The sequence below is a fragment of the Rathayibacter rubneri genome (assembly GCF_023743255.1).
Taxonomy (GTDB): Bacteria; Actinomycetota; Actinomycetes; order Actinomycetales; family Microbacteriaceae; genus Rathayibacter; species Rathayibacter rubneri.
This window is the reverse complement of sequence record NZ_JAMRYM010000028.1, coordinates 1-24,376: the sequence shown is the minus strand read 5'-3', so window position 1 is coordinate 24,376 and position 24,376 is coordinate 1. Positions and strand designations below refer to the sequence as shown.

Sequence of the window (24,376 nt, the reverse complement as noted above, 5' to 3'; positions counted from 1 at the left end):
ATGACTACTTCCGCTTCCTGAATCCACTGTCGTGTGTTGGTTCTCGGCGTCTGCCGGCCGCCGCGCCCGTCGTCGACGCGCGCCTGCCGGGGTTCCGCGATCGGACGTCACGGGGGACGATCCGTTGTCGTGTCGGACGGTCCGCCGACTCCTCGCCACGCACTCCACTGGCGCGCATAGGCGCCTCCTGCGGCGAGCAAGGCGTCATGGGGGCCGATCTCCACGATCCGCCCGGACTCCATCACCGCGACCACGTCGGCAGCTCGAGCCTGGGTCAACCGATGCGCGACGATCAGCGTCGTGCGACCCTCGGTCGCCGCATGCGCGGACCGCTCGAGAGCGGCGGCGCCGGAGCTGCCCGCCTCAGCTGTCGCTTCATCGAGAATCGCGACGGCGGGGTCCATCAGCACCACTCTGGCCAACGCGATCTGCTGCTGCTGCGCCGCCGTCAGCCGATGGTCGTGCCCCCCGACTCTGGTGTGCACCCCTGCGGGCAGGGCTCGGACCCAACCACCTGCATCGACCTGCTCGAGCGCATCCCAGACCGCGTCCTCGCTGGCATCGGCGTCCGCGAGACGAAGATCCTCGATGAGGGGCCCGGACACCACGTGCACGTCTTGGCTGACGACGGCGATCCTCGAGCGCAGCGCCTCGGTGCCGATATCGGTGAGCCTGATGCCGCCCAGTCGGACACAACCCGCGTCCGGCTCGAGAGCGCCGGCGGCGACGAGCGCCGCGGTGGTCTTCCCCGCACCCGAGTCCCCGACCAACGCCAGTCTGGTCCCCGCTGGAATGGTGAAGGAGACACCGTGCAGCACGTTCACGCCGGGCTCATGAGCGAACCGCACGCGGTCGACGGTCAGAGTGTTCTCAGCGGGCGAAGCGATGGGCTGGTGGAAGGCGACCGGCATGTTCACGACTCCGACCAGTCGGTTCAGCGATGCTCCTGCGGACTGCATCTGATCGAACAGGAACAGCACCGTGCCCAGCGGGTTGAACAGGCGATGGAACAGCAGTACCGCGGTGGTGACCGCACCGAGGCTCACGGCTTCATGGGCGTACAGCACGAAACCGGTCACGAACAGCACGGCCATCCCGCAGAACTCGGCGAAGTTCTCGCGTCCGACGAAGCCCATGAGCAACCGGAACACCGAGATCGAGAGAGTCTTCGTGACCTCCGACCGGTCACGGATGTCGTCGATCCTCGCCGACTGCATCCGGTAGGCGTGCACCGTCTCGATTCCGTACAGGCTGGACGCGAGCGTTTCGGTGCGAGCTCCAGCGGCGGCCCGCTCCTGCGCGTACACGGGAGCGCTGCGCGGCACGTACCACCGCAGTGCCCACGCGTACAGAGGAAGCGTCAGCAGGCCGGCCGTTCCCAGCCGGTAGTCGACTCCGAACAACGACGTCACGGCCACGCCGATCAGGAGCCCTGCGTTCAGCACGGCGGGGACCACCTCCGAGCTGGCGCGGGTGATCCGGGTGATGTCGTCACCGAGACGGGAGAGCACGTCTCCCCGGCCTGCCCGCTCGACGGACTGCGCGGGACGCTCGAGCACGCGACGCAGGGCGCTCTCGCGCAGCGTCGCCACGATGGTCTCGCCGAGCCGGCCGATCACGGCGCTGCTCGAACCGGTGAGAGATCCGGCGACGATGGCTGCGGCGGCGAGGAGTACCGCGAGGCCTGCAACGCTCGACGCTGATCGCCCCTCGACCGCGGCATCCACGAGCCACCCCATGGCATAGACGGGAATCACCGTCGCGACTGCGGCGAGAACCCCCGTCGCGACGGACGCCGCCACGAGTACCGGGTGCTTCCTGGTTCGTGCTGCGAGCCAACGCAGTGAGTCCTGATGCCCCGCGACGGGAAGCGATTGGGAGATGGAGGCGCTCATCTCATCACCGCCGCGGCGTACTGCGGGTCACGCTCGAGGAGGTCCTGGTGTCTGCCGGTCGTGGCGGCGCGTCCGTTCCTGAGCACGATGACCCGGTCGGCCATCGCCAGCAGAGCTGGGGACCCGGTGATCACCACGGTGACGTGACGGGCCGGGTCCTCGGTGTCGCGGAGTTCGCGTATTCCGTCGGCGATCCGCTGCTCAGTGACGGAGTCGACAGCGGTGGAGGGCTCGTGGAGAACCAGTACGGGTGCGTCGGAGTACAGGGCGCGCGCGAGAGCCAGGCGTTGACGTTGTCCGCCGGAAAGGTTGCGCCCACGATCCGTGATCCGATGACCGAGACCGTCCGCGAACAGAGCCACTACCTGATCGGCTGCGGATGCACGAAGTGCCTCGGTCAACTGCCTCTCGTCGACCTTCTCGGCGTCGGCCGTGATGTTGCTGCGGATGCTGCCGCTGAAGAGATCCGTCTTATGCGGCTCGGCGGTGTGGTGGTGGCGGAGGGCGTCCGGAGCTGCTCTGCTCGGCTCGATACCGCAGATCGTCACGATCCCCCGGTACGAGTCGGGGGCTGCGCGCCCACCTAGGATCGCTGCCAAGGCTGCGCCTTCGGCGGAGTCGTGAGCGTAGACCGCCGTGATCTCAGCCGAGTGCGCTTCGAGATCGAGCCCGGCAAGAGGGCCGTGATGCACGGCGTCCAGTCGGAGGCTCGGCGGTCCTGCGACGGATGCCGGACCTCCCGGAAGCAGGGCCGCGGCGGTGAGGACCTCGGCCACGCGCTCTGCCGACCCCTGTGCTGTCGCCGCGGTCGCGGGCAGCGCTGACAGTGTGGTCAGTGGCTCGATGATGAACTGGGCGAGTCCGACGACGGCGACGAGTTCGCCGGCCGTGATACGGCCCGTCAGCGCGTACCAACCGGCCGTCGATGCGATCGCGGCGGCGGCCAGTCCGCTCATGGTCACGGTCGAGCCGCGCTGAACAGCCATCGACCTGTTCGTCGACAGTGCGGCCGAGAGCGCCAGGCGGCTGGCTGAACGGTAGCGTCGGAACGCAGCGGCTTCACCGCCGATGCCCTTGATCGAGCGAAGACCTGAGATCAGATCGCCGGCGAGCGCGGTCGCCTGAGCGACCCGCGACTGCTGACGGACCGTGCGGGCGGTGATGAACGGGGCCGCCGAGCGCGCGAGCACGAAGAACACGGGCGTGGTGACGAGGATGACGACGCCGAGCGTGAGGTCGACGAGGATGAGCGCGACTGCGGTGGCAGTGATCGCGGCGAGCGCCGCGATCGCCCGGGGGAACAGGTCGAGGAACCAGGCTGCTTGTTCCGCGTCGGTGCTGGAGACGGTGAGGAGCTCCCCACGAGGAAGGGCGGTCCGCATCCCTTGCGGTGACAGGGCCTTCTCGGAGACCTCCATGCGCAGCTGGTGGGCCTCCTTCTGCAGCGCGCCATTGAGCCGTCGCATGCCGGCCTGGTAGCAGACGGTGATGATCAGGAAGACCAGAGCCAGCGCGGCGACCGCGCCGATGATGCCTGACACGCGTCCGGGAGCGACTCCTCGGTCGATGAGGAGGCCGATGACGACGGCGACCGAGGTCTCCGCCAGCTGGTAGAAGCAGATCAGGACAGTGCCGACCGCGACATCGCCCCGGTTCCGTCGGATGGTGCGTCTGACGATGTCTTTCCCGGAGCGGACGGCGAGCTCGGTCACGGCTCCCTGCTCAGGTATCCGCCGCCGCGCGGGAAGTAGTCGGCAGCCAGGTGTTCGACACCGTCGGGCGTGCGGATCCGGTCGATGACCAGAGCGCGCCGGCCGCCGCGATGGGCGTCGCCGCCGGCCACGATGGCCATCCCGTCCTCTTCTTTGATGAAGATGCGGCCAGGAGTGCCTCCGTATCGGGAGGTGGAGACGTGTGCAGCCGTGATCTCAATCCGGACGCCTCGGCAGTAGGAGTGGGCACTGGGGTACGGATCCGACATGGCCCGGACGAGACGGTCGATGTCCTCCGCAGGCCAGGACCAGTCGACGAGGCTGTCGAACTCCGTGCGCTTGTGGAAGAACGACCGTCGATCGAGGTCCTGCGGCTGCCACTGGATCGTGCGCGCCTCGATCTGCGCCAACGCGTCCAGCAGCACCTCCGGGATGAGGTCGATCGTCGCGTTGACCAGCTCGGTACCGGTGGAACGCGGCGCGACCGGCACCGCGCGCTGCACGGCGATGTCGCCGGTGTCGAGTTCACTGTCCATCCGGTGCGCGGTCAGCCCGACCTGTGACGCACCGCTGATCAGCGCCCACGGCACGGGCGAGAAGCCGGTGAACTCGGGCAGCAGCGAGTCGTGCAGGTTGAGCGTGCCGTGAAGGGGGAGGTCGAACACCTCGGGCGGCAACCAGGTGCGCCAGTTGTTGGCGACGATGATCTCCGGCGCCCAGTCGGCGAGCTGTGCGACCATCGCCGCATCAGGGCGGCGGGCGATGTGCACCGCGATGTCGTTGTCGCGCGCCAGGTCCTCGACGGAGTCCGCCCAGATCTTCTCGTACACGTGCGCGCTCGTAGGGTGAGTCACCACCCCCACCACGCTGTGCCGGGAATCCAGCAGCGCGCGCAGCGTGCGATGGCCCCATGTCTGGTAGCCGAACATCACCACACGCATCCGTGCCTCACTCTCCGAAGTCCACTGCCCGAACGCCTCGCGCCCACGCTCACACCGGCACCCTACCCAGGGCATCCTAAGTAAAGCAAGCCTTACCTAAGTAAGGGTTACCTAACTAGGATCGCTTCGCAGACGTGAGTGATAGGAGCGACGGATGGCTGATGAACGGATTCTGACCGGGGGTCCCCGAGCGGCAGGGCTCAGGACGCGATCGACGGCATCCTCACCGGCGGGTTCGGTCCCTCGCCCTCGGACCGGCGATCTCCGGAGGCCCGGAACCGGACTCGAGACGAGGACACAACGACGGTCGACAATGCCGGATGCGCTCTCGATGCGGGCCGCGGTCCAGGGCCGGCGGGTCACGACACACGCAGTCCGTTCCTCACCGCGGCGACCTCGGTCTGCGTCTGCTCGTGCGGGTAGCGCAGTCGAGCACATGCTCGAGGCATGGGAACCAGGACTCGATCAGGGTCGCCGCTGCTCGCCGGGGACCTCGTCCGGGGACACGCGCTTCTCCGAGGTCGAGTCGACGCCGGTCCTGGTGACGTCGTCACGGGCGGCGTCTCCCCTGTGGTCCGACTTGTCGTCGGTCATGGGGGCTCCGCATCGAGTGGGCGGGTCACCACGACACTGCTGCAGGTCCTATTGGTCCAGTGGATCGTCTCGACTCGTTCGAAGCCCCACGAGGCCGCGATCACTCGAGTCCGCTCGCGGCTGCCTGCACCCCGGTACCCGACACCTCACCGATGCCGCCGCAGGCCGACGCCTTCTCCGATGACGCCTCACCAGCGGCACTGTCGCAGGGCCGTCGGACGACCTCCCTCCGCCGGTGGAACCAGCGCAGAACCAGCGGGCGGTGCCGGCTCGGTCCGGGCGCACTGCGACAGCACACTTCAGGCGCGTTCCGAGGGGCTTCTGAGCAGGCGCCCCGAGAGGCACACGAACTCACGGCCACAAGAAAGAAGCCCTGATGAGAACGGCTTCTCATCAGGGCTTGCTGTCGGGCTGACAGGATTTGAACCTGCGACCCCTTGACCCCCAGTCAAGTGCGCTACCAAGCTGCGCCACAGCCCGTGGCAGTCCGGGTTCGTGGCCCGGGCAACTCGACTATCTTAGCGGGTCGCAGCGCCGGAAGTGAAAACGAGCCCGGCCCGCGCCTGCGTAGAATCGCTGAGCACCTGCATCCGGAACCACCGGCGGTGAGGCGAGCAGCACGGGAGGCGGCATGGACGCGCGGCAGAGGCGATCACAGGAGTCGCTGCACAGGGCGATCATCGAGCTCGCCGCCGAGCGCACGGTGTCGAGCCTGACGGTCTCGGACATCACCGACCGCGCCGGGGTGAACCGCTCGACCTTCTACGCGCACGCCGCATCCGCCGCGGAGCTGCTCAGCGCTGCTCTCCTGACCGATCTCGACCTCATCCGGGCCGACTACCTGACGCAGCTGGGCGAGAGCGATCGGGCGGGCGCGTCGAACCGCGAGGCGACCGTGCGGATCCTGCAGCATCTCGAGCGGCACCGCGCCGTGTACCTCGGCGCCTTCGACGACGTCGGAGGAGACTCGGGTCTGCGCGTCATGCTGGCCGCTCAATTCCGCCGATCGGTCTCCGACGCGATCGAGAGCGGTGCGGTGACGGTTCCCCGGAAGAACCTCCTCCCCGGTGGCGCGGCCGCGTACATCTCGGCCGGATCGGCCGCACTGATGGAGGAGTGGCTGCGCCTGCCCGCTCCTCGCGATCCCGATCTCTACCTGGACGCGTTCGCCCAGGTCCTGCCGCCCTGGTGGCCGCTCAACGCCGCGGTCACCGCTGACGCCTGAGTCCCTCGGGCGCCTGCACGAACGCCTCCGGCCCGCAGGATCCGAGGATCCCCGCGGGCCGGAGGCGCGTCAGGAGAGGGTCTAGCGGGCCCGCTTCTCGCGGACGCGCATGTTGACGTTGACCGGCGACCCCTGGAAGCCGTAGATCTCGCGCAGGCGGCGCTGGATGTAGCGACGGTAGCCGGGGTCGAGGAAGCCGGTGGTGAACAGCACGAATGTCGGCGGACGCGAGGACGCCTGCGTGCCGAACAGCACGCGGGGCTGCTTGCCGCCGCGCAGCGGGTGCGGGTGCGCCGCGGTGAGCTCGGCGAGGAACGCGTTGAACTTGCCCGTGGGGATGCGCGTGTCCCACGACTCGAGCGCGAGCTCGAGGGCGGGGACGAGCTTCTCGAGGTGACGGCCGGTGCGGGCCGAGATGTTGACGCGGGGCGCCCACGCGACGTGGGCGAGATCCGTCTCGATCTCGCGCTCGAGATAGCGGCGGCGCTCGTCGTCCAGGAGGTCCCACTTGTTGAAGGCGAGGACCAGGGCGCGACCCGACTCGAGGACGAGGTCGATGATGCGCACGTCCTGCTCCGAGATCGGCTCGGAGACGTCGATCACGACGACCGCGACCTCGGCCTTCTCGAGCGCGGTCGAGGTGCGGAGGGACGCGTAGAAGTCGGCGCCCTGCTGCAGGTGCACGCGGCGGCGGATGCCGGCGGTGTCGACGAAGCGCCACACCTTGCCTGCGATCTCGACCTGCTCGTCGACCGGGTCGCGGGTGGTGCCGGCCAGCTCGTTGACGACGACCCGCTCCTCCCCCGCGGCCTTGTTGAGCAGGCTCGACTTGCCGACGTTCGGGCGGCCGAGGATCGCGACGCGGCGCGGCCCGCCGACCTCGCGCTTGGCGACGGCCGACTCGAGCGGCAGGGTCTTCAGGACCGTGTCGAGCAGGTCCGCGACTCCGCGACCGTGGACGGCGGAGACGGGGTAGGGCTCGCCGAGCCCGAGCGACCACAGCGAGGCGGCGTTGGGCTCCTGGCGCGCGTCGTCGACCTTGTTGGCCGCGAGGAACACCGGCTTCTTGGTCTTGCGGAGCAGCTTCACGACGTGCTCGTCGGTCGCGGTCGCACCGACGTTGGCGTCGACCACGAAGATCACGGCGTCGGCGAGGTCGATCGCGATCTCGGCCTGCGCGGCGACGGAGGCGTCGATACCGCGGGCGTCGGGCTCCCAGCCGCCGGTGTCGACGATCGTGAAGGAGCGGTCGATCCACTCGGCCTTGTACGAGACGCGGTCGCGCGTGACTCCCGGGGTGTCCTCGACGACGGCCTCGCGGCGGCCGAGGATGCGGTTCACGAGCGCCGACTTGCCGACGTTCGGCCGACCGACGATCGCGACCACCGGCAGTGCCGGCAGGTAGCGCACCTCGTCGGAGTCGCCGCCCGAGTACTCCAGGAGGGTGAGGTCCTCGTCGTCGAGGTCGTAGTCCTCGAGTCCGCTGCGGAGCGCGTTCGCGCGTGAGGAGACGAGCTGCTCGTCGAGGTCGCCGAGGCGCTCGACGAGGTCGTCGTCTCCGAAGTTCAGCTCGTCGTCACCGACGTGCGTGTCCTGTGCCATGACCGGCCCTTGCTCTCGAGGTATTGACCTCGGCGATGACCGCGTCGACGGTCTGCTCGAAGTCGAGATGAGTGGAGTCGAGAAGAGTGACTCCTTCTGCGGCGTTCATGAAGTCGACGACCTGGGAGTCGGCGCGATCCCTCGACCGCAGTGCCTGACCCGTCGCTTCCGCGGATTCCGTGGTGACCTCGCGCGAACGCCTGGCCATCCTAGCCTCTTCGCTCGCCGTGAGCAGGATCCGGACCTCCGCGGTCGGTGCGACGACCGTGGTGATGTCGCGTCCCTCGACGATGATGCCCGCCTTGCGGGTCTCGCCGATGATGCGGCGGAAGAGCAGGGTCACGCGGCGGCGCACCTCCGGGACCTTCGCGACCGCCGAGACGCGGCCCGTGACGCGGGGCTCGCGGATCGCGGCCGTCACCTCGGTGCGCCCGACCCAGACCGAGTACGACTCGGGATCGGTGCCGATGGAGTAGTCGAAGCCGTCGAGGGCATCGACGATCGCGTTCTCGTCCTCGAAGTCGAGGCCCACGTCGAGCCCGTGCCAGGCGAGGGCGCGGTAGGCGGCGCCGGTGTCGAGGAACTCGAAGTCGAGACGGCGGGCCGCCTCGCGCGAGACGCTCGACTTGCCGCTGCCCGCGGGCCCGTCGACGGCGACGACGATCGCGTCGCCGAAGTCGGCGGACTCGTCCGCCCGGGTGCCGCGGGTCGTCGACGGAGCGGCTCCGCCGTCCTCCGGCATGCTCTGCTGGGCGCGGCGGGCGGGCGTCATCCTGTTCAGGCCGCCCTCCTGCCTGTTCTGCTCGGTGCTCATCCGGCGATCCTCCAGCCGCGTGCGGTCAGTTCTTCTGTCAGCGGGCCGACCGCCTCGGGCACCACCGAGATCTCGGCGAGGCCCACGCGACGCCCCTCCGCGTGCTCGAGGCGGACGTCTTCCATGTTGACTCCGGCCTCGCCGATCTCGACCAGGAGCCGACCCAGCGTTCCGGGGACGTCGTCGATCAGCACGATCAGGGTCGCGAAACGCTGGTCCTGGCCGTGCTTGCCGGGCAAGCGGGCGACCCCCGCGTTTCCCGCGGCGAAGTGCTCCGCCAGGACGCGGCGCGCGCCGACGGCCTCGAGGCCGCGCAGGGCGTCCGTGAAGTCCGCGAGATCCTCGCGCAGCGCGTCGAGGACCTCGACCACGTTGGCGCTGTTCGCCGCGAGGATCTGCACCCAGAGCTCCGGAGCCGACGCGGCCAGCCGTGTGACGTCGCGGACGCCCTGGCCGGCGAGTCGGAGCGACGCGTGCGGCGCCTCGAGAAGCCGCGCTCCGAGGAGCGAGGAGACCACCTGCGGGACGTGCGAGACGAGGCCGACGGCGAGGTCGTGCTCCTCCGGGTCCATCTCGACGATCGCCGCGCCGAGATCCAGCGCGAGCGCCTCGACGAGGGCGAGGGCGTCGGCGGTCGTCTCCCCGTCGCGGCAGATCACCCAGGGACGCCCGACGAAGAGGTCGCCGCGGGCCGCCACGGGCCCGCCCCGCTCGCGGCCGGCCATGGGGTGCGAGCCGATGTAGCGAGCGAGATCGATCCCGCGCTCGCGGAGCTCGCGCAGGGGCTGCGTCTTGACGCTCGCGACATCGGTCACGACGGCGTCGGGGTGGGCGGCGAGCTCGCGCTCGACGACGCTCGAGACCACGTCGGGCGGCACGCAGACGACGACGAGCGCCGGGCGGTCGTCGGCGGAGGCGGCCCGGCCGGCACCGTAGTCGATCGCGAGCGAGAGGCTGGCCGGTGACGCGTCGTCGAGGACGACGTCGACCCCGCGCGAGGCGAGGCCGAGGCCGATGCTCGCGCCCAGGAGCCCGGAGCCGACCACCCGCACCGTGCCGGTCGTCCGCATCGCGGGCGGGGCGGGGTGCAGGAGCTCGTTCACCCCGACAGCCTACCGATCCGGTCGCCGCAGCTTGTCCGGGCCGCTGCGCCGCCCGGCAGCGGGGCGGCGGTCAGCCGCCGGGGAGGAGCGCCGGTCGTCGGACGGGCGCCGCTCGCCGGAGTCGCGCCGCTCGGCCGGAGGTCGACGGTCCGCGGAGTCGCGGCGCTCGTCGGACGGACGACGCTCCCCCGAATCACGCCGATCGGGAGCAGGACGCCGCTCCCCCGAATCACGCCGATCGGCAGCAGGACGCCGCTCCCCCGCGTCGCGACGATCGGAGGCAGGACGCCGCTCCCCCGCGTCACGCCGATCGGGAGTAGGACGCCGCTCCCCCGAATCACGCCGATCGGCAGCAGGACGTCGCTCCCCCGCGTCACGACGCGCCGCGGACGGACGACGCTCGCCGGAGTCGCGGCGCTCGGGCGCAGGACGACGGTCCTCGGAGGGACGCCGCTCCCCGCCGTCGCGCCGCTCCCGTGCGGGTGCGCCCTCGTCCCGGCGGTCCTGCCACCGCGGCCGCTCCTCGGACCGCGAGCGCTCCTCCGACCGCCCCTGCTCCTCGGCGCGCGGCTTCGGACGCCGCGCTCCCGCGCTCGCCTTCCGCGTCGGCTCCGGCTTCTCGGCGGCCACCTTCTCGTGGCCCTGGCGCGAGATGGTCAGCAGTGCGCCCAGCTCGTCGCGGGTGAGGTCGCGCAGGTCGCCCGAGCGCAGCGCGCCCAGGTGGAGCGGCCCGAACTGGCGGCGCACGAGCTCGAGCACCGGGTGGCCGACGGCGGCGAGCATTCGCCGCACCACGCGGTTGCGCCCGGAGTGCAGGGTGATCTCGACGAGCGAGGCGTTCGCCTTGCCCTCCGGTCGGCCCAGCAGTCGCGCCTTGTCGGCCGAGACCGGTCCGTCGTCGAGCTCGACGCCGGCGGTCAGTGCGGCGATGGTCTGGGGCAGCACGTGCCCCTGCACCTTCGCGATGTAGGTCTTGGTCACGCCGAACGAGGGGTGCGCCAGCACGTGCGCGAGCTCTCCGTCGTTGGTCAGCACGAGCAGTCCCGACGTCTCGGCGTCGAGGCGGCCCACGTTGAACAGCCGCTCCTCGAAGTTCTGCGTGTACGTGCTGAGATCGGCTCGGCCGTTCTCGTCGGCGAGAGAGCTGACGACCCCGACCGGCTTGTTCAGCATCACGTACCGGCGAGTGGTGTCCAGCTGGACCGCCACTCCGTCGACCTCGATCGCGTCCGTGGCCGGATCGATGCGGCGGCCGAGCTCGTCGGCGACCACTCCGTTCACCCGGATGCGCCGGGCGACGATCATCTCCTCGACCACCCGTCGGGAGGCCACTCCCGCCGCGGCGAGGACCTTCTGCAGTCGTTCGCCCTCGGGCCCGCTGTCAGGCGTGCTCATCGAATCCGTCCCGTCCGTCGCTCAGAAGTGGTGAGATCTTCGGCAGCTCGTCGAGCGAGGCGAGGCCGAGGTGCACGAGCAGCTGCTCCGTCGTGCCGTAGAGGATCGCGCCGGTCTCGGGGTCGTTGCCGACCTCCGCGATCAGACCGCGGCCCAGGAGTGTGCGGGCGACCGAGTCGACGTTGACCGCGCGGATCTGCGCGACCTGTCCGCGCGAGATCGGCTGCTTGTAGGCGATGACGGCGAGTGTCTCCAGCGCCGCCTGCGAGAGCTTGGTGGGGTTCTGCGTCAGCACGAAGTCCGACACGACCGGGTCGTACTCGCGGCGGACGTAGATCCGCCATCCCGAGCCGACCTCACGCAGCTCGAAGCCGCGGCGCACTCCGCCGTCGGCGCCGTCGAAGTCGGCGACGAGGCGCTCGATCGACTGGCGCACGATCGCGACCGGCCGCGAGAGCGCGGTGGCGAGGGACACCAGCGACTGCGGCTCGTCCGCGACCATCAGGATCGCCTCGATCGCGCGGTCGATCTCGAAGGCCACCGTGCCGGGAGTCGCCTCCGTGGTCTCAACCGTCATAGTCGGCCCCCAGGTGGGCGAGGTTCGCATCCGACCACGACTCGGCGACCCACTGAAGGGTCAGCTCGCCGAGCGGCTCGGGCTGCTCGAACGTGATCGCGGCGTGGCGGTACAGCTCGAGCACGGCGATGAAGCGCGCGACGATCACGCCCTTCTCGTCGGCGGTGGCGATCAGCTCGCGGAACGTCGCCGTCGCCTGCGCGCGCAGCACCCCGACGACGTACGCGGCCTGCTCGCGGATGCTGATGAGCGGCGCGTGCAGGTGGTCGAGGCCGACGGTCGGGATCTCCTTCGGCGCGAGCGCGAACGCGGCCAGCGCGGCGAAGTCCTCGGCCGAGAGCGTCCAGACCAGCTCCGGCTTCTTCGCGCGGAACTCCTCCTCGAGCGGCACGTCGCGCACGTGCCGCGAGGTCTCGATCCCGATCCGCTCGGCGAACCAGCTCGACACCTGCTTGAAGGCGCGGTACTGCAGGAGTCGCGCGAACAGCAGATCGCGGGCCTCCAGCAGGGCGGCGTCCTCGGCATCGACGAGCTCGCCCTGCGGCAGGAGGCCGGCGATCTTGAGGTCGAGGAGCGTCGCGGCGACGACCAGGAACTCCGACGCGCGGTCGAGGCCCTCGAGCGTGTCGATGCCGTGCAGGTACGACAGGAACTCGTCCGTGACGGCGCTGAGCGCGATCTCGGTGATGTCGACCTGCTGCTTCGCGATCAGGCTGAGGAGGAGGTCGAACGGGCCCTCGAAGTTCGAGAGCGCGACCCGGAAGCCGCCCGCCGACCCGGCGGCCGCCTCCGGAGTGAGAACTGCCTCAGGCGACCGCGCCACGCGAGATCAGCTCCCTGGCGAGCTGGCGGTACGCCGCCGCGGCCTTGTGCTCGGGCGCGAACTGCGTGATGGGCACCCCCGAGACGCTCGCGTCGGGGAACTTCACCGTGCGGCCGATCACCGTCTCGAGGACGCTGTCGCCGAACGCGTCGACGACGCGGTCGAGCACCTCGCGCGAGTGCAGCGTGCGCGAGTCGTACATGGTGGGCAGGATGCCGTCGAGCTCGATCGCGGGGTTCAGCCGATCGCGGACCTTGTCGATCGTCTCGATCAGCAGCGCGACACCGCGCAGGGCGAAGAACTCGCACTCGAGCGGGATGAGCACGCCGTGGCTCGCGGTCAATGCGTTCACGGTGAGCAGGCCCAGCGACGGCTGGCAGTCGATCAGGATCACGTCGTAGTCGGCGCTCACCTTGCGGAGCACGCGGGCGAGGATCTGCTCGCGCGCGACCTCGTTGACGAGGTGCACCTCCGCGGCGGACAGGTCGATGTTGGCCGGGATCACGTCGAGCCCGGGCACCCGGGTCGAGCGGATCGCCTCGGCGGGGTCCTTCACGGTGCCCAGGAGCAGGTCGTAGATGGTGACCGCGTCGTACGTCGCGACACCGAGACCGGCGGACAGCGCGCCCTGCGGATCGAAGTCGATGGCGAGCACGCGGCGGCCGTACTCGGCGAGGGTCGCGCCCAGATTGATGGTGGTCGTCGTCTTGCCGACGCCGCCCTTCTGGTTGCAGAGCGAGATGATGCGGGCCGGACCGTGACCCGTCAGCTCGACGGGGAGGTCGAAGTCGCGGAGGGGACGGCCGGTCGGGCCGAGCGTCGGGGCTTCGAGACCGGTGAGCTCGGTCCTGTCGTCCGTCTGGCGTGTCACCTGCGTCGTCCTCGCTTCCTGGGGCGTGCGCTCCCGCGCGGCCTGCGTCGAGTCTACCGACCCCCTCCGTCCCCGGCGCCGCGCCCCGCCGCGGGCGCCTCCCCGCGGCCCGCCGCACCTGCTGGTCGAGCAGCCCCGCAGGGGCGTCTCGAGACCAGTGCACGTCCCCACCGCTCCTGCTGGTCGAGTAGCCCCGCAGGGGCGTATCGAGACCCGCCCTCGCCGAGGACGCGCCTGCACTCTCCTCTCCTCACCGCCGCGCGCGAGGATGCGCCGTCGTGTACACGTCGCGCAGGGTATCCGCGGTGACCAGCGTGTAGATCTGCGTCGTGGCGACGGAGGCGTGCCCGAGCAGCTCCTGCACGACGCGCACGTCCGCCCCGCCGGCGAGCAGGTGCGTGGCGAAGGAGTGGCGGAAGGTGTGCGGCGAGATCTCCTGGTCGAGCCCCGCCTTCTCGGCGACCGCGCGGATGACGAGCCAGGCGCTCTGCCGGGACAGCCGGCCTCCCCGCACCCCGAGGAACAGCGCGGGAGTCGCGCGTCCGCGCCGCGACAGCTCCGGCCGAGCGCGCACCAGGTAGTCGTCGACCGCCTCCCGCGCGTACCGCCCGAGCGGGACCATCCGCTGCTTCGACCCCTTGCCCGTCAGCCGCACGACCTCCGCGTCGAGCAGGTCGTCGACGGTGAGGTCGACCGCCTCGGAGATGCGGGCGCCGGTCGCGTAGAGCAGCTCGAGCAGCGCGCGGTCGCGCATCTGCGCGAGCTCCTCGCCGCGGGACGCCTCGAGCAGAGCGCCCATCTGCTCGACGGTGATCGCCTTGGGCAGCGTCATCGGGAGCTTCGGCGGGACGACGTCGTGCGCCACGTCGTCCTCCACCAGGCCCTCCTCGAGGGCGAAGCGGTGCAGTCCCCGCACACTCGACAGGATCCGCGCGCGGGAGGAGGCCGCCAGCGGGCGCTCGGGCCGCGCGGCGAGCCAGGCGGCGAAGTCCCCCACGTCCGAGCGCCGCAGAGCCGCGAGATCCCGGATCCCGAGCTCCTCGAGGCGGCCGAGGTAGAGCTCCAGATCACGACGGTAGGCCGCAATCGTGTGCGCCGAGAGGCCCCGCTCGACGCTCGCCTGCCGGAGGAACGCCTCGACGCTCGCCCGGGGGGTCACCCCCGGGGGTGACGGACCCGCGGGTGGCGCGTCCACGGCGACGACGCGTCGCCGAGGCCCGCCCAGCCGCGCGAGCGGAAGGTGTGCGCGGCGAGTGCGGCGATCGTGAGCGACGGGTTCTGCACGCGTCGCGCGAGGACCGCCTCGACGAGGTCGTCGAGCGCGACCCAGCGCAGCTCCATGTCGGCCTCCTCCGCCTCCCGGTCGAAGACCGAGCCGGTGCTCGAGAGGTCGCGGGCGAGGTAGATGCGGATGACCTCGTCGCTGCCACCGGGTGACGTCGCGAACTCCGAGAGCAGGTCCCACCGGCCGGCCCGCAGGTCGGTCTCCTCGGCCAGCTCGCGCTGAGCGGCGACGAGCGCGTCCTCGCCCTCGATGTCGAGGAGACCCGCCGGGATCTCCCACTCGCGGGTGCGGACCGGGTGCCGGTACTGCTTGATCAGCGCGACGCGATCCTGGTCGTCCAGAGCGAGCACCGCGACGGCGCCCGTGTGATCGAGGAACTCCCGGCGCAGCTCGCCGTCGCCGTAGCGGAAGGTCTCGGCGCGGACGCCCCAGACCATGCCGTCGAAGACGCTCTCGCTCGTCAGGATCTCGGGCTCGACGAGCTCGTCCGAGAGGCCGGAGTCACTCATCGGAGCCCGCCTCCGACGCGGGGAACAGGCGCGAGGCCTCCTGGCGCTCGAGCGCCGCCGTCACGAGCCCGCGGAAGAGCGGGTGCGCGTTGTTCGGGCGCGAGCGCAGCTCGGGGTGGGCCTGGGTGCCGACGTAGTAGGGGTGCTTGTCGCGCGGCAGCTCGACGTACTCCACCAGCCGGCCGTCCGGCGAGGTGCCCGAGAACCACAGCCCGGCCTCGGCGATGCGGTCCCGGTACGCGTTGTTGACCTCGTAGCGGTGGCGGTGGCGCTCGGCGGCCTCGGGCGCACCGTAGACCTCGGCGACGATCGAGCCCTCGGCGAGCTCGGCGGTGTAGAGGCCGAGGCGCATCGTCCCGCCCATGTCGCCGGACGCCAGGATCTCGACCTGCTCGGCCATGGTGGCGATGACGGGGAACTCGGTGCCCGGGTCGAACTCCGAGGAGGACGCCCCCTCGAGCCCCGCCTCGGTGCGCGCGTACTCGATCACCATGCACTGCAGACCGAGGCACAGTCCCAGCGTCGGGATCCCGTTCTCGCGGGCGAAGCGGAGGGCGCCGAGCTTGCCCTCGATGCCGCGGATGCCGAAGCCGCCGGGCACGCAGATGCCGTCGAGCTCGGACAGCGCCTTGGACGCCGCCTCCGGGTCCTCGAGTCCGTCCGAGGCGATCCAGCGGATCGCGACCTTCGTCTGCTGGGCGAAACCGCCCGCGCGCAGGGCCTCGGTCACCGAGAGGTAGGCGTCGGGCAGGTCGATGTACTTGCCCACCAGGCCGATCGTGACCTCGTGCTTGGGCTCGTGGACCGCCTCGAGGAGCTTGGACCAGCCGTCCCAGACGACCTCGCCGGCCTCGAGGCCGAGCTGGTCGATGATGTAGGAGTCCAGGCCCTGCTCGTTGAGCATCTCCGGGATCTCGTAGATCGACGCGACGTCCTTGGCGTTCACGACGGCCTGCTCGTCGACGTCGCACATCAGCGCGATCTTGCGCTTGTTCGACTCCGAGACCGGGCGGTCGCTGCGCAGCACGAGCGCGTCCGGCTGGATGCCGATGGAGCGCAGCGCGGCGACGGAGTGCTGGGTCGGCTTGGTCTTCTGCTCACCGGAGGCGCCCATGAACGGCACCAGCGAGACGTGCACGAAGAAGACGTTGCGGCGGCCGAGCTCGTGGCGCACCTGGCGTGCCGACTCGATGAACGGCTGGCTCTCGATGTCGCCGACCGTGCCGCCGATCTCGGTGATGATCACATCGGGCTGAGGGTCGTCCTCGGCCTGCAGGCGCATGCGGCGCTTGATCTCGTCGGTGATGTGCGGGATGACCTGCACCGTGTCGCCGAGGTACTCCCCCGCGCGCTCGCGGGCGATCACCCGCGAGTAGATCTGACCGGTCGTGACGTTCGCGGCCTGGTTGAGGTTGATGTCGAGGAAGCGCTCGTAGTGCCCGATGTCGAGGTCGGTCTCGGCTCCGTCGTCCGTCACGAAGACCTCGCCGTGCTGGAACGGGTTCATCGTCCCGGGATCGACGTTGAGGTACGGGTCGAGCTTCTGCATCACGACCCGGAGCCCGCGCGCCGTCAGCAGGTTTCCCAGGCTCGCGGCCGTGAGGCCCTTGCCCAGGGAGGAGACGACCCCACCCGTGACGAAGATGTGCTTCGTGATCTTCGAGGGGGCGGAGTGCCCGGCCGTCGAGGAGTCGTTAGAGGAGTCTGAAGAGCCCGAGTTCGAAATGTCCACCACGGGCTTCCACCCTAACAGCAGTTGCCGCCGACCACTCCGGTCGGGCCGGATCAGCTCCGACGACCGGTCTCGAGCAGCTCGCGCGCGTGGGCCAGTGCGTTCTCCGAGTCGGTCAGACCGGACAGCAGGCGCGCCATCTCCGACACGCGCGCCTCCGGGTCCAGCTGCGTGACCGCGCTCGAGGTGACGGAGCCGTCCGAGCCCTTCTCGACCCGCAGGTGGTTGTTCGCGAAGGCGGCCACCTGCGCGAGGTGGGTCACCACGATCACCTGCGACGTCTCGGCCAGCCGAGCGAGCCGCCGGCCGATCTCGATCGCCGCGGCGCCTCCCACTCCCGCGTCGACCTCGTCGAAGACGAAGGTGGGCACGGGGTCGTTGGCCGCGACGACGACCTCGATCGCCAGCATGACCCGCGAGAGCTCGCCTCCGGACGCGCCCTTGGCCAGCGGACGGGGAGTCGCCCCGACGTGCGGCGCCAGGAGCATCTCGACCGAGTCGCGACCGTGCGCGGTCGCCTCCCCGGCGGTGGTGACCCGGATGTGGAGTCGGGCGTCGCCCATGGCGAGGGCGGTCAGCTCGTCGCTGACCCGCTCGCCCAGCTCCGCCGCCGCGGCGGTGCGCAGCTCGGTGAGCCGCGTCGCCAGCCGGTCGACCAGATCGGCGTCGGCTGCGGTGTCCGCCTCGAGCGCCGCGATCCGCTCGTCGTCGCCGTCGAGCTCGAGCAGCCGGAGCCCGGAGGAGTCGACGAGATCGAGCACGTCGTCGAGCGTCGGCCCGTAGGTGCGCGCGAGCTGCGACAGCTCGGCGCGCCGGTTCTCGATCAGCTCGAGGTCGTGCGCCCCGTCGAGGTCGAGCTCCGCGAGGTAGGACGAGAGGCTCCCGGCGACGTCGACGAGCAGGACGGACGCCTCGCTCAGCGTCTGCACCGTCGGCTGGAGGGCGGCGTCGTGCTCGGCCGCGCGCTCGAGCACCCGGCGGGCGAGGTCGAGCAGCCCCAGGGCGTCGCGGCCGTCGAGCTCCTCGGACGAGATCGCCTCGCGGGCCTCGCCGGCCGCCAGTCGCAGCTGCTCGATGCTCCCGAGGCGCTCGGACTGGGCCGCGAGCTCGACGTCCTCTCCGCGCTGCGGAGCGACGACCTCGATCTCGGCGAGGGCGGTGCGGAGGCGCTCCGCCTCGCGCGCACGCGCCTCCCGCGCCGTGGTCAGCTCGTCGAGCTCTTCCCGGTTGGCCCGCCAGCGCTCGAACGCGCTGCCGTAGTCGCGGAGCGCCTCGGCGAGGTCCGCCCCGCCGAACCGGTCCAGCGCGTCCCGCTGCGCGGCCGCAGAGCGCAGCCGGATCTGATCGGACTGCCCGTGCACCACGACCAGCTGGTCCGCGAGCTCCGAGAGCACGCTGACGGGCGCACCGCGGCCCCCGACGACCGCGCGACCGCGTCCCTCCGCCGACACCGAGCGCGCGAGGAGCAGCTCGGGACCGTCGAGGTCCCCGCCGGCGTCCCGGACCCGGTCGGCCACCGCGCCGTCCTCCTGCACGACCCAGCGCCCGGACACCCAGGCCTGCTTGCTGCCGGAGCGGACGGCGGACGCGTCGGAGCGCGCACCGAGCACCAGCCCGAGTGCGGTCACGACCATCGTCTTGCCCGCGCCGGTCTCACCGGTCACGGCGGTGAAGCCGGGACCGAGCGGGAGGGTCGCCTCGGCGATGACGCCCAGGTCGCGGATCTGCAGCTCTTCGAGCATCGTGGTGATCACTCCGTCTCCGTCGACCCCCGCCATCCGCGGATGGGGAGACCGAACTTGTGCACCAGGCGGTCGGTGAAGGGGGCGTCGTGGAGCCGAGCGAGTCGCACCGGGAGGGGCGAGCGCCGGAACACGACGCGTGCTCCCGGTGGCAGCTCGTAGGTCCTGCGGCCGTCGGCCCACAGCACGCCCACCCCGTCGGTGCGCTCCTTGACCTCGACGGCGAGGCTCGACTCGGGCCCCACCACGAGGGGACGCGCGAACAGCGCGTGGGCGCTGAGCGGCACCAGGAGCATCGCCTCGAGGGTCGGCCACACGACGGGGCCGCCGCCGGAGAACGCGTAGGCGGTCGAGCCGGTCGGAGTGGAGACGACGATGCCGTCGCAGCCGAAGCTCGAGAGCGGCCGCCCGTCGACGCCGACCATGACCTCGAGCATCCGCTCGCGGCTGCCCTTCTCGACGGTGGCCTCGTTGAGCGCCCACGTCTCGTACACGACGCGCTCGTCGATCTTGACGCGCACCTGGAGCGTCATCCGCTCCTCCACCCCGTAGTCGCCGTCGAGCGCGCGTGCGACCGCGTCGTCGAGGTCGTCGCGCTCGCTCTCGGCGAGGAAGCCCACGTGACCGAGGTTCACGCCGAGCAGCGGAGCCGTTCCGGTGCGCGCGATCTCGGCCGCGCGGAGGATGGTGCCGTCGCCACCGAGGACGAACACGAGCTCGACGTCGCTCAGGGCGACATCGGAGCCGAGGACGGCGACGTCCGACAGCGACGGGGACGCGGCGACGATGTCGCCCTTGTCGTCCCCGCAGAGCACGGGCCGTGCACCGGAGCCGCGCAGCCGGTGGATGACGAGGATCGCCGCTTCGAGGGAGTCCTTCCGGCCCGTGTGGGCGACGACGAGGATGTTGCGCTCCTGCGGAGGGGACTGCATCGAGAGGGTGTCCTCCAGGTAGGTCGACGTCGGCCGACCGCCCGCATCACCCGATGGTGAGCGCGGTGACCGCGTCCCTCCATTCTGTCGGAATCGTTCCGCGGTCGCGGTGGAGGTGCGCGAGATACTCGTGATTCCCAGCGCTTCCGGGTAATGGGGAGGACATCAGGCCGGCCACCCCGAGACCCAGGTCCCAGGCCGCCCAGAGCACGTCCGAGAGCGCTTCGCGACGCAGCTCCGGATCCCGCACGATGCCCTCCTTCACGCCCGTCCGCCCGACCTCGAACTGCGGCTTCACGAGGACGACGAAGTCTGCCAGCGGATCCACGGACGCCGCCACCGCCGGCAGCACCATCGTCAGCGAGATGAAGGACACATCCGAGACCACGAGGTCCGGCACCACTTCCGTCCTGGCCGCCGCGGCGAGGGACCCGGCCGTCATGTCGCGGGCATTGAACCCTTCGACGACGTGCACCCTCTCGTCCGAGCGGATGCGCGGAGCGAGCTGCGCGTGGCCGACATCCAGAGCAATGACCGACGCCGCTCCGCGCTCGAGCAGCACCTGGGAGAAGCCGCCGGTCGATGCGCCGACATCGAGGGCGTGGGCACCTCGGACGTGCACCGACGGGAAGCCGTCGAGAGCCCCCAGCAGCTTGTGCGCCGCACGACTCACGTAGTGGTCGAGACCGGCGACCGTGATGTCCTGCTCCGGTCGCACCCGGAGGGAGGACTTGAGCGCCGGCACGCCGTCGACGCTGACGAGCGCATCGGCGATCAGCCTCGACGCGTGTGTGCGCGAGCGCGCGATCCCCCGATCGGCGAGAGCCGCATCGAGTCTGCTGTCTCCCGATGCATCATCCTGAGCGGAGTCGCTCATCGCCGAGTATCCGCGCCCTCGAGCCGCATCCGCAGTCGCTCCTGCAGCTCGCCGTAGGACGCCGCCCTCGTCGCGAGGTCCTGATCCTCGATGAGCTCGAGGCGGTCGACGAGACCGTCCAAAGGGGCGCTGCCGTGATCGTCGTCCTGCATCGGGTCTCCCGTCATGTCCTCCACCCTAGAACCGTCGGCTCCGCCCGTCTCACGCACTCCTCATCGAGCACGAGACCTCTCAAGGAAGCTGTCGATCGGCGGGTTAAACAGCGATGGCCACCCAGTGTCTGGGTGGCCATCGTGAATGGTGTCCGGCGGTGTCCTACTCTCCCACAGGGTCCCCCCTGCAGTACCATCGGCGCTGAGAGTCTTAGCTTCCGGGTTCGGAATGTGACCGGGCGTTTCCCTCTCGCTATAGCCGCCGTAACCCTTGCGACACACCCACCGTTGAGGGTGGGGGTCAAATCTGGGGTTACACGCCTTGCGTGTATTCAATTATGTGCACCACCCTGTGAGGGTGGTGCGGTGCCCGTCTTCTGGGAACCACAAAGTGGACGCGAGCAATCTTCTGGCCACTCCTACCAGCCTTTACAACGGTATGAGTGTAGTGATTGTCAAGTTATCGGCTTATTAGTACCGGTCAGCTCCGACAGTCTTTAGTCCTGTCTTCCACATCCGGCCTATCAACCCAGTAATCTGGCTGGGAGCCTCTCCCCCGAAGGGATGGAAATCTCATCTCGAAGCCGGCTTCCCGCTTAGATGCTTTCAGCGGTTATCCGTTCCGAACGTAGCTAATCAGCGGTGCTCCTGGCGGAACAACTGACACACCAGAGGTTCGTCCATCCCGGTCCTCTCGTACTAGGGATAGATCTTCTCAAATTTCCTACGCGCGCAGCGGATAGGGACCGAACTGTCTCACGACGTTCTAAACCCAGCTCGCGTACCGCTTTAATGGGCGAACAGCCCAACCCTTGGGACCTACTCCAGCCCCAGGATGCGACGAGCCGACATCGAGGTGCCAAACCATGCCGTCGATATGGACTCTTGGGCAAGATCAGCCTGTTATCCCCGAGGTACCTTTTATCCGTTGAGCGACAGCGCTTCCACAAGCCACTGCCGGATCACTAGTCCCGACTTTCGTCCCTGCTCGACTTGTCAGTCTCACAGTCAAGCTCCCTTGTGCACTTACACTCGCCACCTGATTGCCAACCAGGTTGAGGGAACCTTTGGGCGCCTCCGTTACTTTTTAGGAGGCAACCGCCCCAGTTAAACTACCCATCAGGCACTGTCCCTGAACCCGATTAGGGTTCGAAGTTAGATATCCAGAGTGACCAGAGTGGTATTTCAACAATGACTCCACGAACACTAGCGTGCCCGCTTCACAGTCTCCCACCTATCCTACACAAGCCACACCGAACACCAATACCAAACTATAGTAAAGGTCACGGGGTCTTTCCGTCCTGCTGCGCGTAACGAGCATCTTTACTCGTAATGCAATTTCGCCGAGTTCGCGGTTGAGACAGCTGGGAAGTCGTTACGCCATTCGTGCAGGTCGGAACTTACCCGACAAGGAATTTCGCTACCTTAGGATGGTTATAGTTACCACCGCCGTTTACTGGGGCTTAAATTCTCAGCTTCGCCTTGCGGCTAACCGTTCCTCTTAACCTTCCAGCACCGGGCAGGCGTCAGTCCGTATACATCGTCTTGCGACTTAGCACGGACCTGTGTTTTTAGTAAACAGTCGCTTCCCACTGGTCTCTGCGGCCATCGAACGCTCCCGGAGCAAGTCCGTTCACGCCTCAGGCCCCCCTTCTCCCGAAGTTACGGGGGCATTTTGCCGAGTTCCTTAACCACGATTCTCTCGATCTCCTTGGTATTCTCTACCTGACCACCTGAGTCGGTTTGGGGTACGGGCAGCTAGAACCTCGCGTCGATGCTTTTCTTGGCAGCATAGGATCACCGATTTCGACTTGCGTCTACCCATCAGATCTCAGGCTGTGTGAACGACGGATTTGCCTATCGTTCGCCCTACATCCTTAGACCGGGACAACCATCGCCCGGCTCGGCTACCTTCCTGCGTCACACCTGTTAATACGCTAAACGCACCAGCACGGGGTCGTACGCTAGGCCCAACGCTTCACCCCGAAGGGATCCATCACAGGGATTCAGATACTTAGCACTACTGGATTGTCTTGGGCGGTTCTTCGCCGGTACGGGAATATCAACCCGTTGTCCATCGACTACGCCTGTCGGCCTCGCCTTAGGTCCCGACTTACCCAGGGAAGATTAGCTTGACCCTGGAACCCTTGGTCTTCCGGAGGACGGGTTTCTCACCCGTCTTTCGCTACTCATGCCTGCATTCTCACTCGTGTGGCGTCCACGGCTGGTTCACACCGCCGCTTCACTCGCCACACGACGCTCTCCTACCCATCAACACGGCTGGACCACGAAGGCCTACCACAAATGTCAATGCCACAACTTCGGTGGCGTGCTTGAGCCCCGTTACATTGTCGGCGCGGAATCACTTGACCAGTGAGCTATTACGCACTCTTTCAAGGGTGGCTGCTTCTAAGCCAACCTCCTGGTTGTCTGTGCAACTCCACATCCTTTCCCACTTAGCACGCGCTTAGGGACCTTAGTTGGTGGTCTGGGTTGTTTCCCTCTCGACTATGAAGCTTATCCCCCACAGTCTCACTGCTGCGCTCTCACTTACCGGCATTCGGAGTTTGGCTGACGTCAGTAAGCTTTTGGGCCCCATCGGCCATCCAGTAGCTCTACCTCCGGCAAGAAACACGCAACGCTGCACCTAAATGCATTTCGGAGAGAACCAGCTATCACGAAGTTTGATTGGCCTTTCACCCCTATCCACAGCTCATCCCCTCCATTTTCAACTGAAGTGGGTTCGGTCCTCCACGACGTCTTACCGTCGCTTCAACCTGGCCATGGATAGATCACTTCGCTTCGGGTCTAGACCCTGCGACTAAAATCGCCCTATTCGGACTCGCTTTCGCTACGGCTGCCCCACACGGGTTAACCTCGCCACAGAGCACTAACTCGCAGGCTCATTCTTCAAAAGGCACGCCGTCACCCCAACAAGGAGGCTCCGACGGTTTGTAAGCAAACGGTTTCAGGTACTATTTCACTCCCCTCCCGGGGTACTTTTCACCTTTCCCTCACGGTACTTGTCCGCTATCGGTCATCTGGGAGTATTTAGGCTTATCAGGTGGTCCTGACAGATTCACACGGGATTTCTCGGGCCCCGTGCTACTTGGGATACTCTTCACGCCATAACACCATTTCGACTACGGGGCTCGCACCCGCTCTGGCCAGGCATTCAAACCTGTTCGTCTATGATGCGCTGTAACGTTCCGTGCTCGGCAGAACACGACGAAAAGTCCCACAACCCCGACCATGCAACCCCTGCCGGGTATCACACATGGCTCGGTTTAGCCTCTTCCGCGTTCGCTCGCCACTACTAACGGAATCACTGTTGTTTTCTCTTCCTGTGGGTACTGAGATGTTTCACTTCCCCACGTTCCCTCTACCCGCCCTATATATTCAGGCGGGAGTCACCAGGTCACCACAAGGGGCCTGGCGGGGTTTCCCCATTCGGAGATCCTCGGATCACAGCTCGTTTATCAGCTCCCCGAGGCTTATCGCAGATTACGACGTCCTTCTTCGGCTCCAGATGCCAAGGCATCCACCGTTTGCTCTTAAAAACTTGAAAATCACATGAGTTAAGAAACTACAACTC

Annotated in this window: 18 protein-coding genes, 1 tRNA gene, 2 rRNA genes and 1 pseudogene; 1 reads left to right on the top strand and 21 read right to left on the bottom strand. The window is 68.6% G+C overall.

The genetic code is table 11. From position 1 onward, the window contains the following. Positions 1-107: 107 nt before the first annotated feature. From NB037_RS08580 to NB037_RS08565, 5 genes are all read right to left on the bottom strand, one after another. Positions 108-1,895, bottom strand: coding sequence for an ABC transporter ATP-binding protein (locus NB037_RS08580; protein ID WP_251945113.1), 1,788 nt, complete (start codon positions 1,893-1,895; stop codon positions 108-110). After that, positions 1,892-3,607 (bottom strand): ABC transporter ATP-binding protein, encoded by a 1,716-nt coding sequence (locus NB037_RS08575; RefSeq protein ID WP_251945111.1) that lies wholly within the window; start codon positions 3,605-3,607, stop codon positions 1,892-1,894. The genes NB037_RS08580 and NB037_RS08575 overlap by 4 nt, the downstream gene beginning before the upstream one ends. Next, entirely contained in the window at positions 3,604-4,536 is a 933-nt protein-coding gene (locus NB037_RS08570) for a methionyl-tRNA formyltransferase (protein ID WP_251945150.1), read from the bottom strand. Before NB037_RS08570 ends, NB037_RS08575 begins: the two co-directional genes overlap by 4 nt. 477 nt (positions 4,537-5,013) lie before the next feature. Beyond that, positions 5,014-5,142: a hypothetical protein gene (locus NB037_RS19525; protein ID WP_279308724.1), complete on the bottom strand. Its 129-nt coding sequence runs from the start codon at positions 5,140-5,142 to the stop codon at positions 5,014-5,016. A gap of 406 nt (positions 5,143-5,548) precedes the next feature. After that, positions 5,549-5,622: transfer RNA gene (locus tag NB037_RS08565), tRNA-Pro, on the bottom strand. A 151-nt stretch (positions 5,623-5,773) separates the two neighbouring features. Here NB037_RS08565 and NB037_RS08560 point away from each other — a divergent pair. Next, positions 5,774-6,367, top strand: coding sequence for a TetR family transcriptional regulator (locus tag NB037_RS08560; RefSeq protein WP_251945109.1), 594 nt, complete (start codon positions 5,774-5,776; stop codon positions 6,365-6,367). Between the two features lie 81 nt (positions 6,368-6,448). Here NB037_RS08560 and der read toward each other — a convergent pair whose 3' ends face one another. From der to NB037_RS08480, 16 genes and pseudogenes are all read right to left on the bottom strand, one after another. Further along, complete coding sequence (der, locus tag NB037_RS08555) at positions 6,449-7,969, bottom strand: ribosome biogenesis GTPase Der (RefSeq protein WP_207406215.1); 1,521 nt, start codon at positions 7,967-7,969, stop codon at positions 6,449-6,451. Further along, positions 7,944-8,783: a (d)CMP kinase gene (gene cmk / locus NB037_RS08550; RefSeq protein ID WP_251945108.1), complete on the bottom strand. Its 840-nt coding sequence runs from the start codon at positions 8,781-8,783 to the stop codon at positions 7,944-7,946. Before cmk ends, der begins: the two co-directional genes overlap by 26 nt. Then, positions 8,780-9,853 carry a prephenate dehydrogenase gene (locus tag NB037_RS08545; protein WP_251945148.1) on the bottom strand — a complete coding sequence of 358 codons (1,074 nt, stop codon included), beginning with the start codon at positions 9,851-9,853 and terminating at the stop codon, positions 8,780-8,782. Before NB037_RS08545 ends, cmk begins: the two co-directional genes overlap by 4 nt. Positions 9,854-10,528: 675 nt before the next feature. After that, positions 10,529-11,281, bottom strand: a pseudogene (locus tag NB037_RS08540) (pseudouridine synthase); the annotation flags it as partial. Continuing rightward, a complete protein-coding gene (gene scpB, locus NB037_RS08535) occupies positions 11,268-11,858 on the bottom strand; it encodes an SMC-Scp complex subunit ScpB (protein ID WP_251945106.1) in 591 nt (196 codons plus the stop codon). The pseudogene NB037_RS08540 and the gene scpB, both read right to left, overlap by 14 nt. After that, on the bottom strand, positions 11,848-12,681 hold the full coding sequence (locus NB037_RS08530; RefSeq protein WP_251945104.1) for a segregation and condensation protein A: 834 nt from the start codon (positions 12,679-12,681) through the stop codon (positions 11,848-11,850). The genes scpB and NB037_RS08530 overlap by 11 nt, the downstream gene beginning before the upstream one ends. Further along, positions 12,665-13,552 carry a ParA family protein gene (locus tag NB037_RS08525; protein ID WP_251945102.1) on the bottom strand — a complete coding sequence of 296 codons (888 nt, stop codon included), beginning with the start codon at positions 13,550-13,552 and terminating at the stop codon, positions 12,665-12,667. The genes NB037_RS08530 and NB037_RS08525 overlap by 17 nt, the downstream gene beginning before the upstream one ends. 250 nt (positions 13,553-13,802) lie before the next feature. Next, the gene (gene xerD, locus NB037_RS08520) at positions 13,803-14,711 is read right to left on the bottom strand and encodes a site-specific tyrosine recombinase XerD (protein WP_251945100.1); all 909 of its coding nucleotides are present in this window, start codon (positions 14,709-14,711) and stop codon (positions 13,803-13,805) included. Beyond that, a complete protein-coding gene (locus NB037_RS08515; protein ID WP_251945098.1) occupies positions 14,708-15,346 on the bottom strand; it encodes an NUDIX domain-containing protein in 639 nt (212 codons plus the stop codon). The genes xerD and NB037_RS08515 overlap by 4 nt, the downstream gene beginning before the upstream one ends. Further along, positions 15,339-17,081 carry a CTP synthase gene (gene pyrG / locus NB037_RS08510; protein WP_372490722.1) on the bottom strand — a complete coding sequence of 581 codons (1,743 nt, stop codon included), beginning with the start codon at positions 17,079-17,081 and terminating at the stop codon, positions 15,339-15,341. Before pyrG ends, NB037_RS08515 begins: the two co-directional genes overlap by 8 nt. Positions 17,082-17,131: 50 nt before the next feature. After that, on the bottom strand, positions 17,132-18,820 hold the full coding sequence (gene recN / locus NB037_RS08505; protein WP_251945143.1) for a DNA repair protein RecN: 1,689 nt from the start codon (positions 18,818-18,820) through the stop codon (positions 17,132-17,134). A gap of 8 nt (positions 18,821-18,828) precedes the next feature. Next, positions 18,829-19,752 (bottom strand): NAD kinase, encoded by a 924-nt coding sequence (locus NB037_RS08500; RefSeq protein ID WP_207406205.1) that lies wholly within the window; start codon positions 19,750-19,752, stop codon positions 18,829-18,831. A 46-nt stretch (positions 19,753-19,798) separates the two neighbouring features. Next, on the bottom strand, positions 19,799-20,629 hold the full coding sequence (locus NB037_RS08495) for a TlyA family RNA methyltransferase (RefSeq protein WP_251945097.1): 831 nt from the start codon (positions 20,627-20,629) through the stop codon (positions 19,799-19,801). After that, positions 20,626-20,796 carry a hypothetical protein gene (locus tag NB037_RS08490; protein WP_251945095.1) on the bottom strand — a complete coding sequence of 57 codons (171 nt, stop codon included), beginning with the start codon at positions 20,794-20,796 and terminating at the stop codon, positions 20,626-20,628. Before NB037_RS08490 ends, NB037_RS08495 begins: the two co-directional genes overlap by 4 nt. A gap of 135 nt (positions 20,797-20,931) precedes the next feature. After that, positions 20,932-21,048 (bottom strand): 5S ribosomal RNA (rrf, locus tag NB037_RS08485). Between the two features lie 184 nt (positions 21,049-21,232). Next, positions 21,233-24,349: ribosomal RNA gene (locus NB037_RS08480) — 23S ribosomal RNA — on the bottom strand. Positions 24,350-24,376: the final 27 nt, after the last annotated feature.

Coding starts and splice junctions, on each gene's coding strand:
- NB037_RS08545 (WP_251945148.1), bottom strand. CDS start 9,853: ATGCGGACGACCGGCACGGTGCGGGTGGTCGGCTCCGGGCTCCTGGGC.
- cmk (WP_251945108.1), bottom strand. CDS start 8,783: ATGAGCACCGAGCAGAACAGGCAGGAGGGCGGCCTGAACAGGATGACG.
- NB037_RS08560 (WP_251945109.1), top strand. CDS start 5,774: ATGGACGCGCGGCAGAGGCGATCACAGGAGTCGCTGCACAGGGCGATC.
- scpB (WP_251945106.1), bottom strand. CDS start 11,858: ATGACGGTTGAGACCACGGAGGCGACTCCCGGCACGGTGGCCTTCGAG.
- NB037_RS08580 (WP_251945113.1), bottom strand. CDS start 1,895: ATGAGCGCCTCCATCTCCCAATCGCTTCCCGTCGCGGGGCATCAGGAC.
- NB037_RS08500 (WP_207406205.1), bottom strand. CDS start 19,752: ATGCAGTCCCCTCCGCAGGAGCGCAACATCCTCGTCGTCGCCCACACG.
- der (WP_207406215.1), bottom strand. CDS start 7,969: ATGGCACAGGACACGCACGTCGGTGACGACGAGCTGAACTTCGGAGAC.
- NB037_RS08515 (WP_251945098.1), bottom strand. CDS start 15,346: ATGAGTGACTCCGGCCTCTCGGACGAGCTCGTCGAGCCCGAGATCCTG.
- NB037_RS08490 (WP_251945095.1), bottom strand. CDS start 20,796: ATGACGGGAGACCCGATGCAGGACGACGATCACGGCAGCGCCCCTTTG.
- NB037_RS19525 (WP_279308724.1), bottom strand. CDS start 5,142: ATGACCGACGACAAGTCGGACCACAGGGGAGACGCCGCCCGTGACGAC.
- NB037_RS08495 (WP_251945097.1), bottom strand. CDS start 20,629: ATGAGCGACTCCGCTCAGGATGATGCATCGGGAGACAGCAGACTCGAT.
- NB037_RS08570 (WP_251945150.1), bottom strand. CDS start 4,536: ATGTTCGGCTACCAGACATGGGGCCATCGCACGCTGCGCGCGCTGCTG.
- recN (WP_251945143.1), bottom strand. CDS start 18,820: ATGCTCGAAGAGCTGCAGATCCGCGACCTGGGCGTCATCGCCGAGGCG.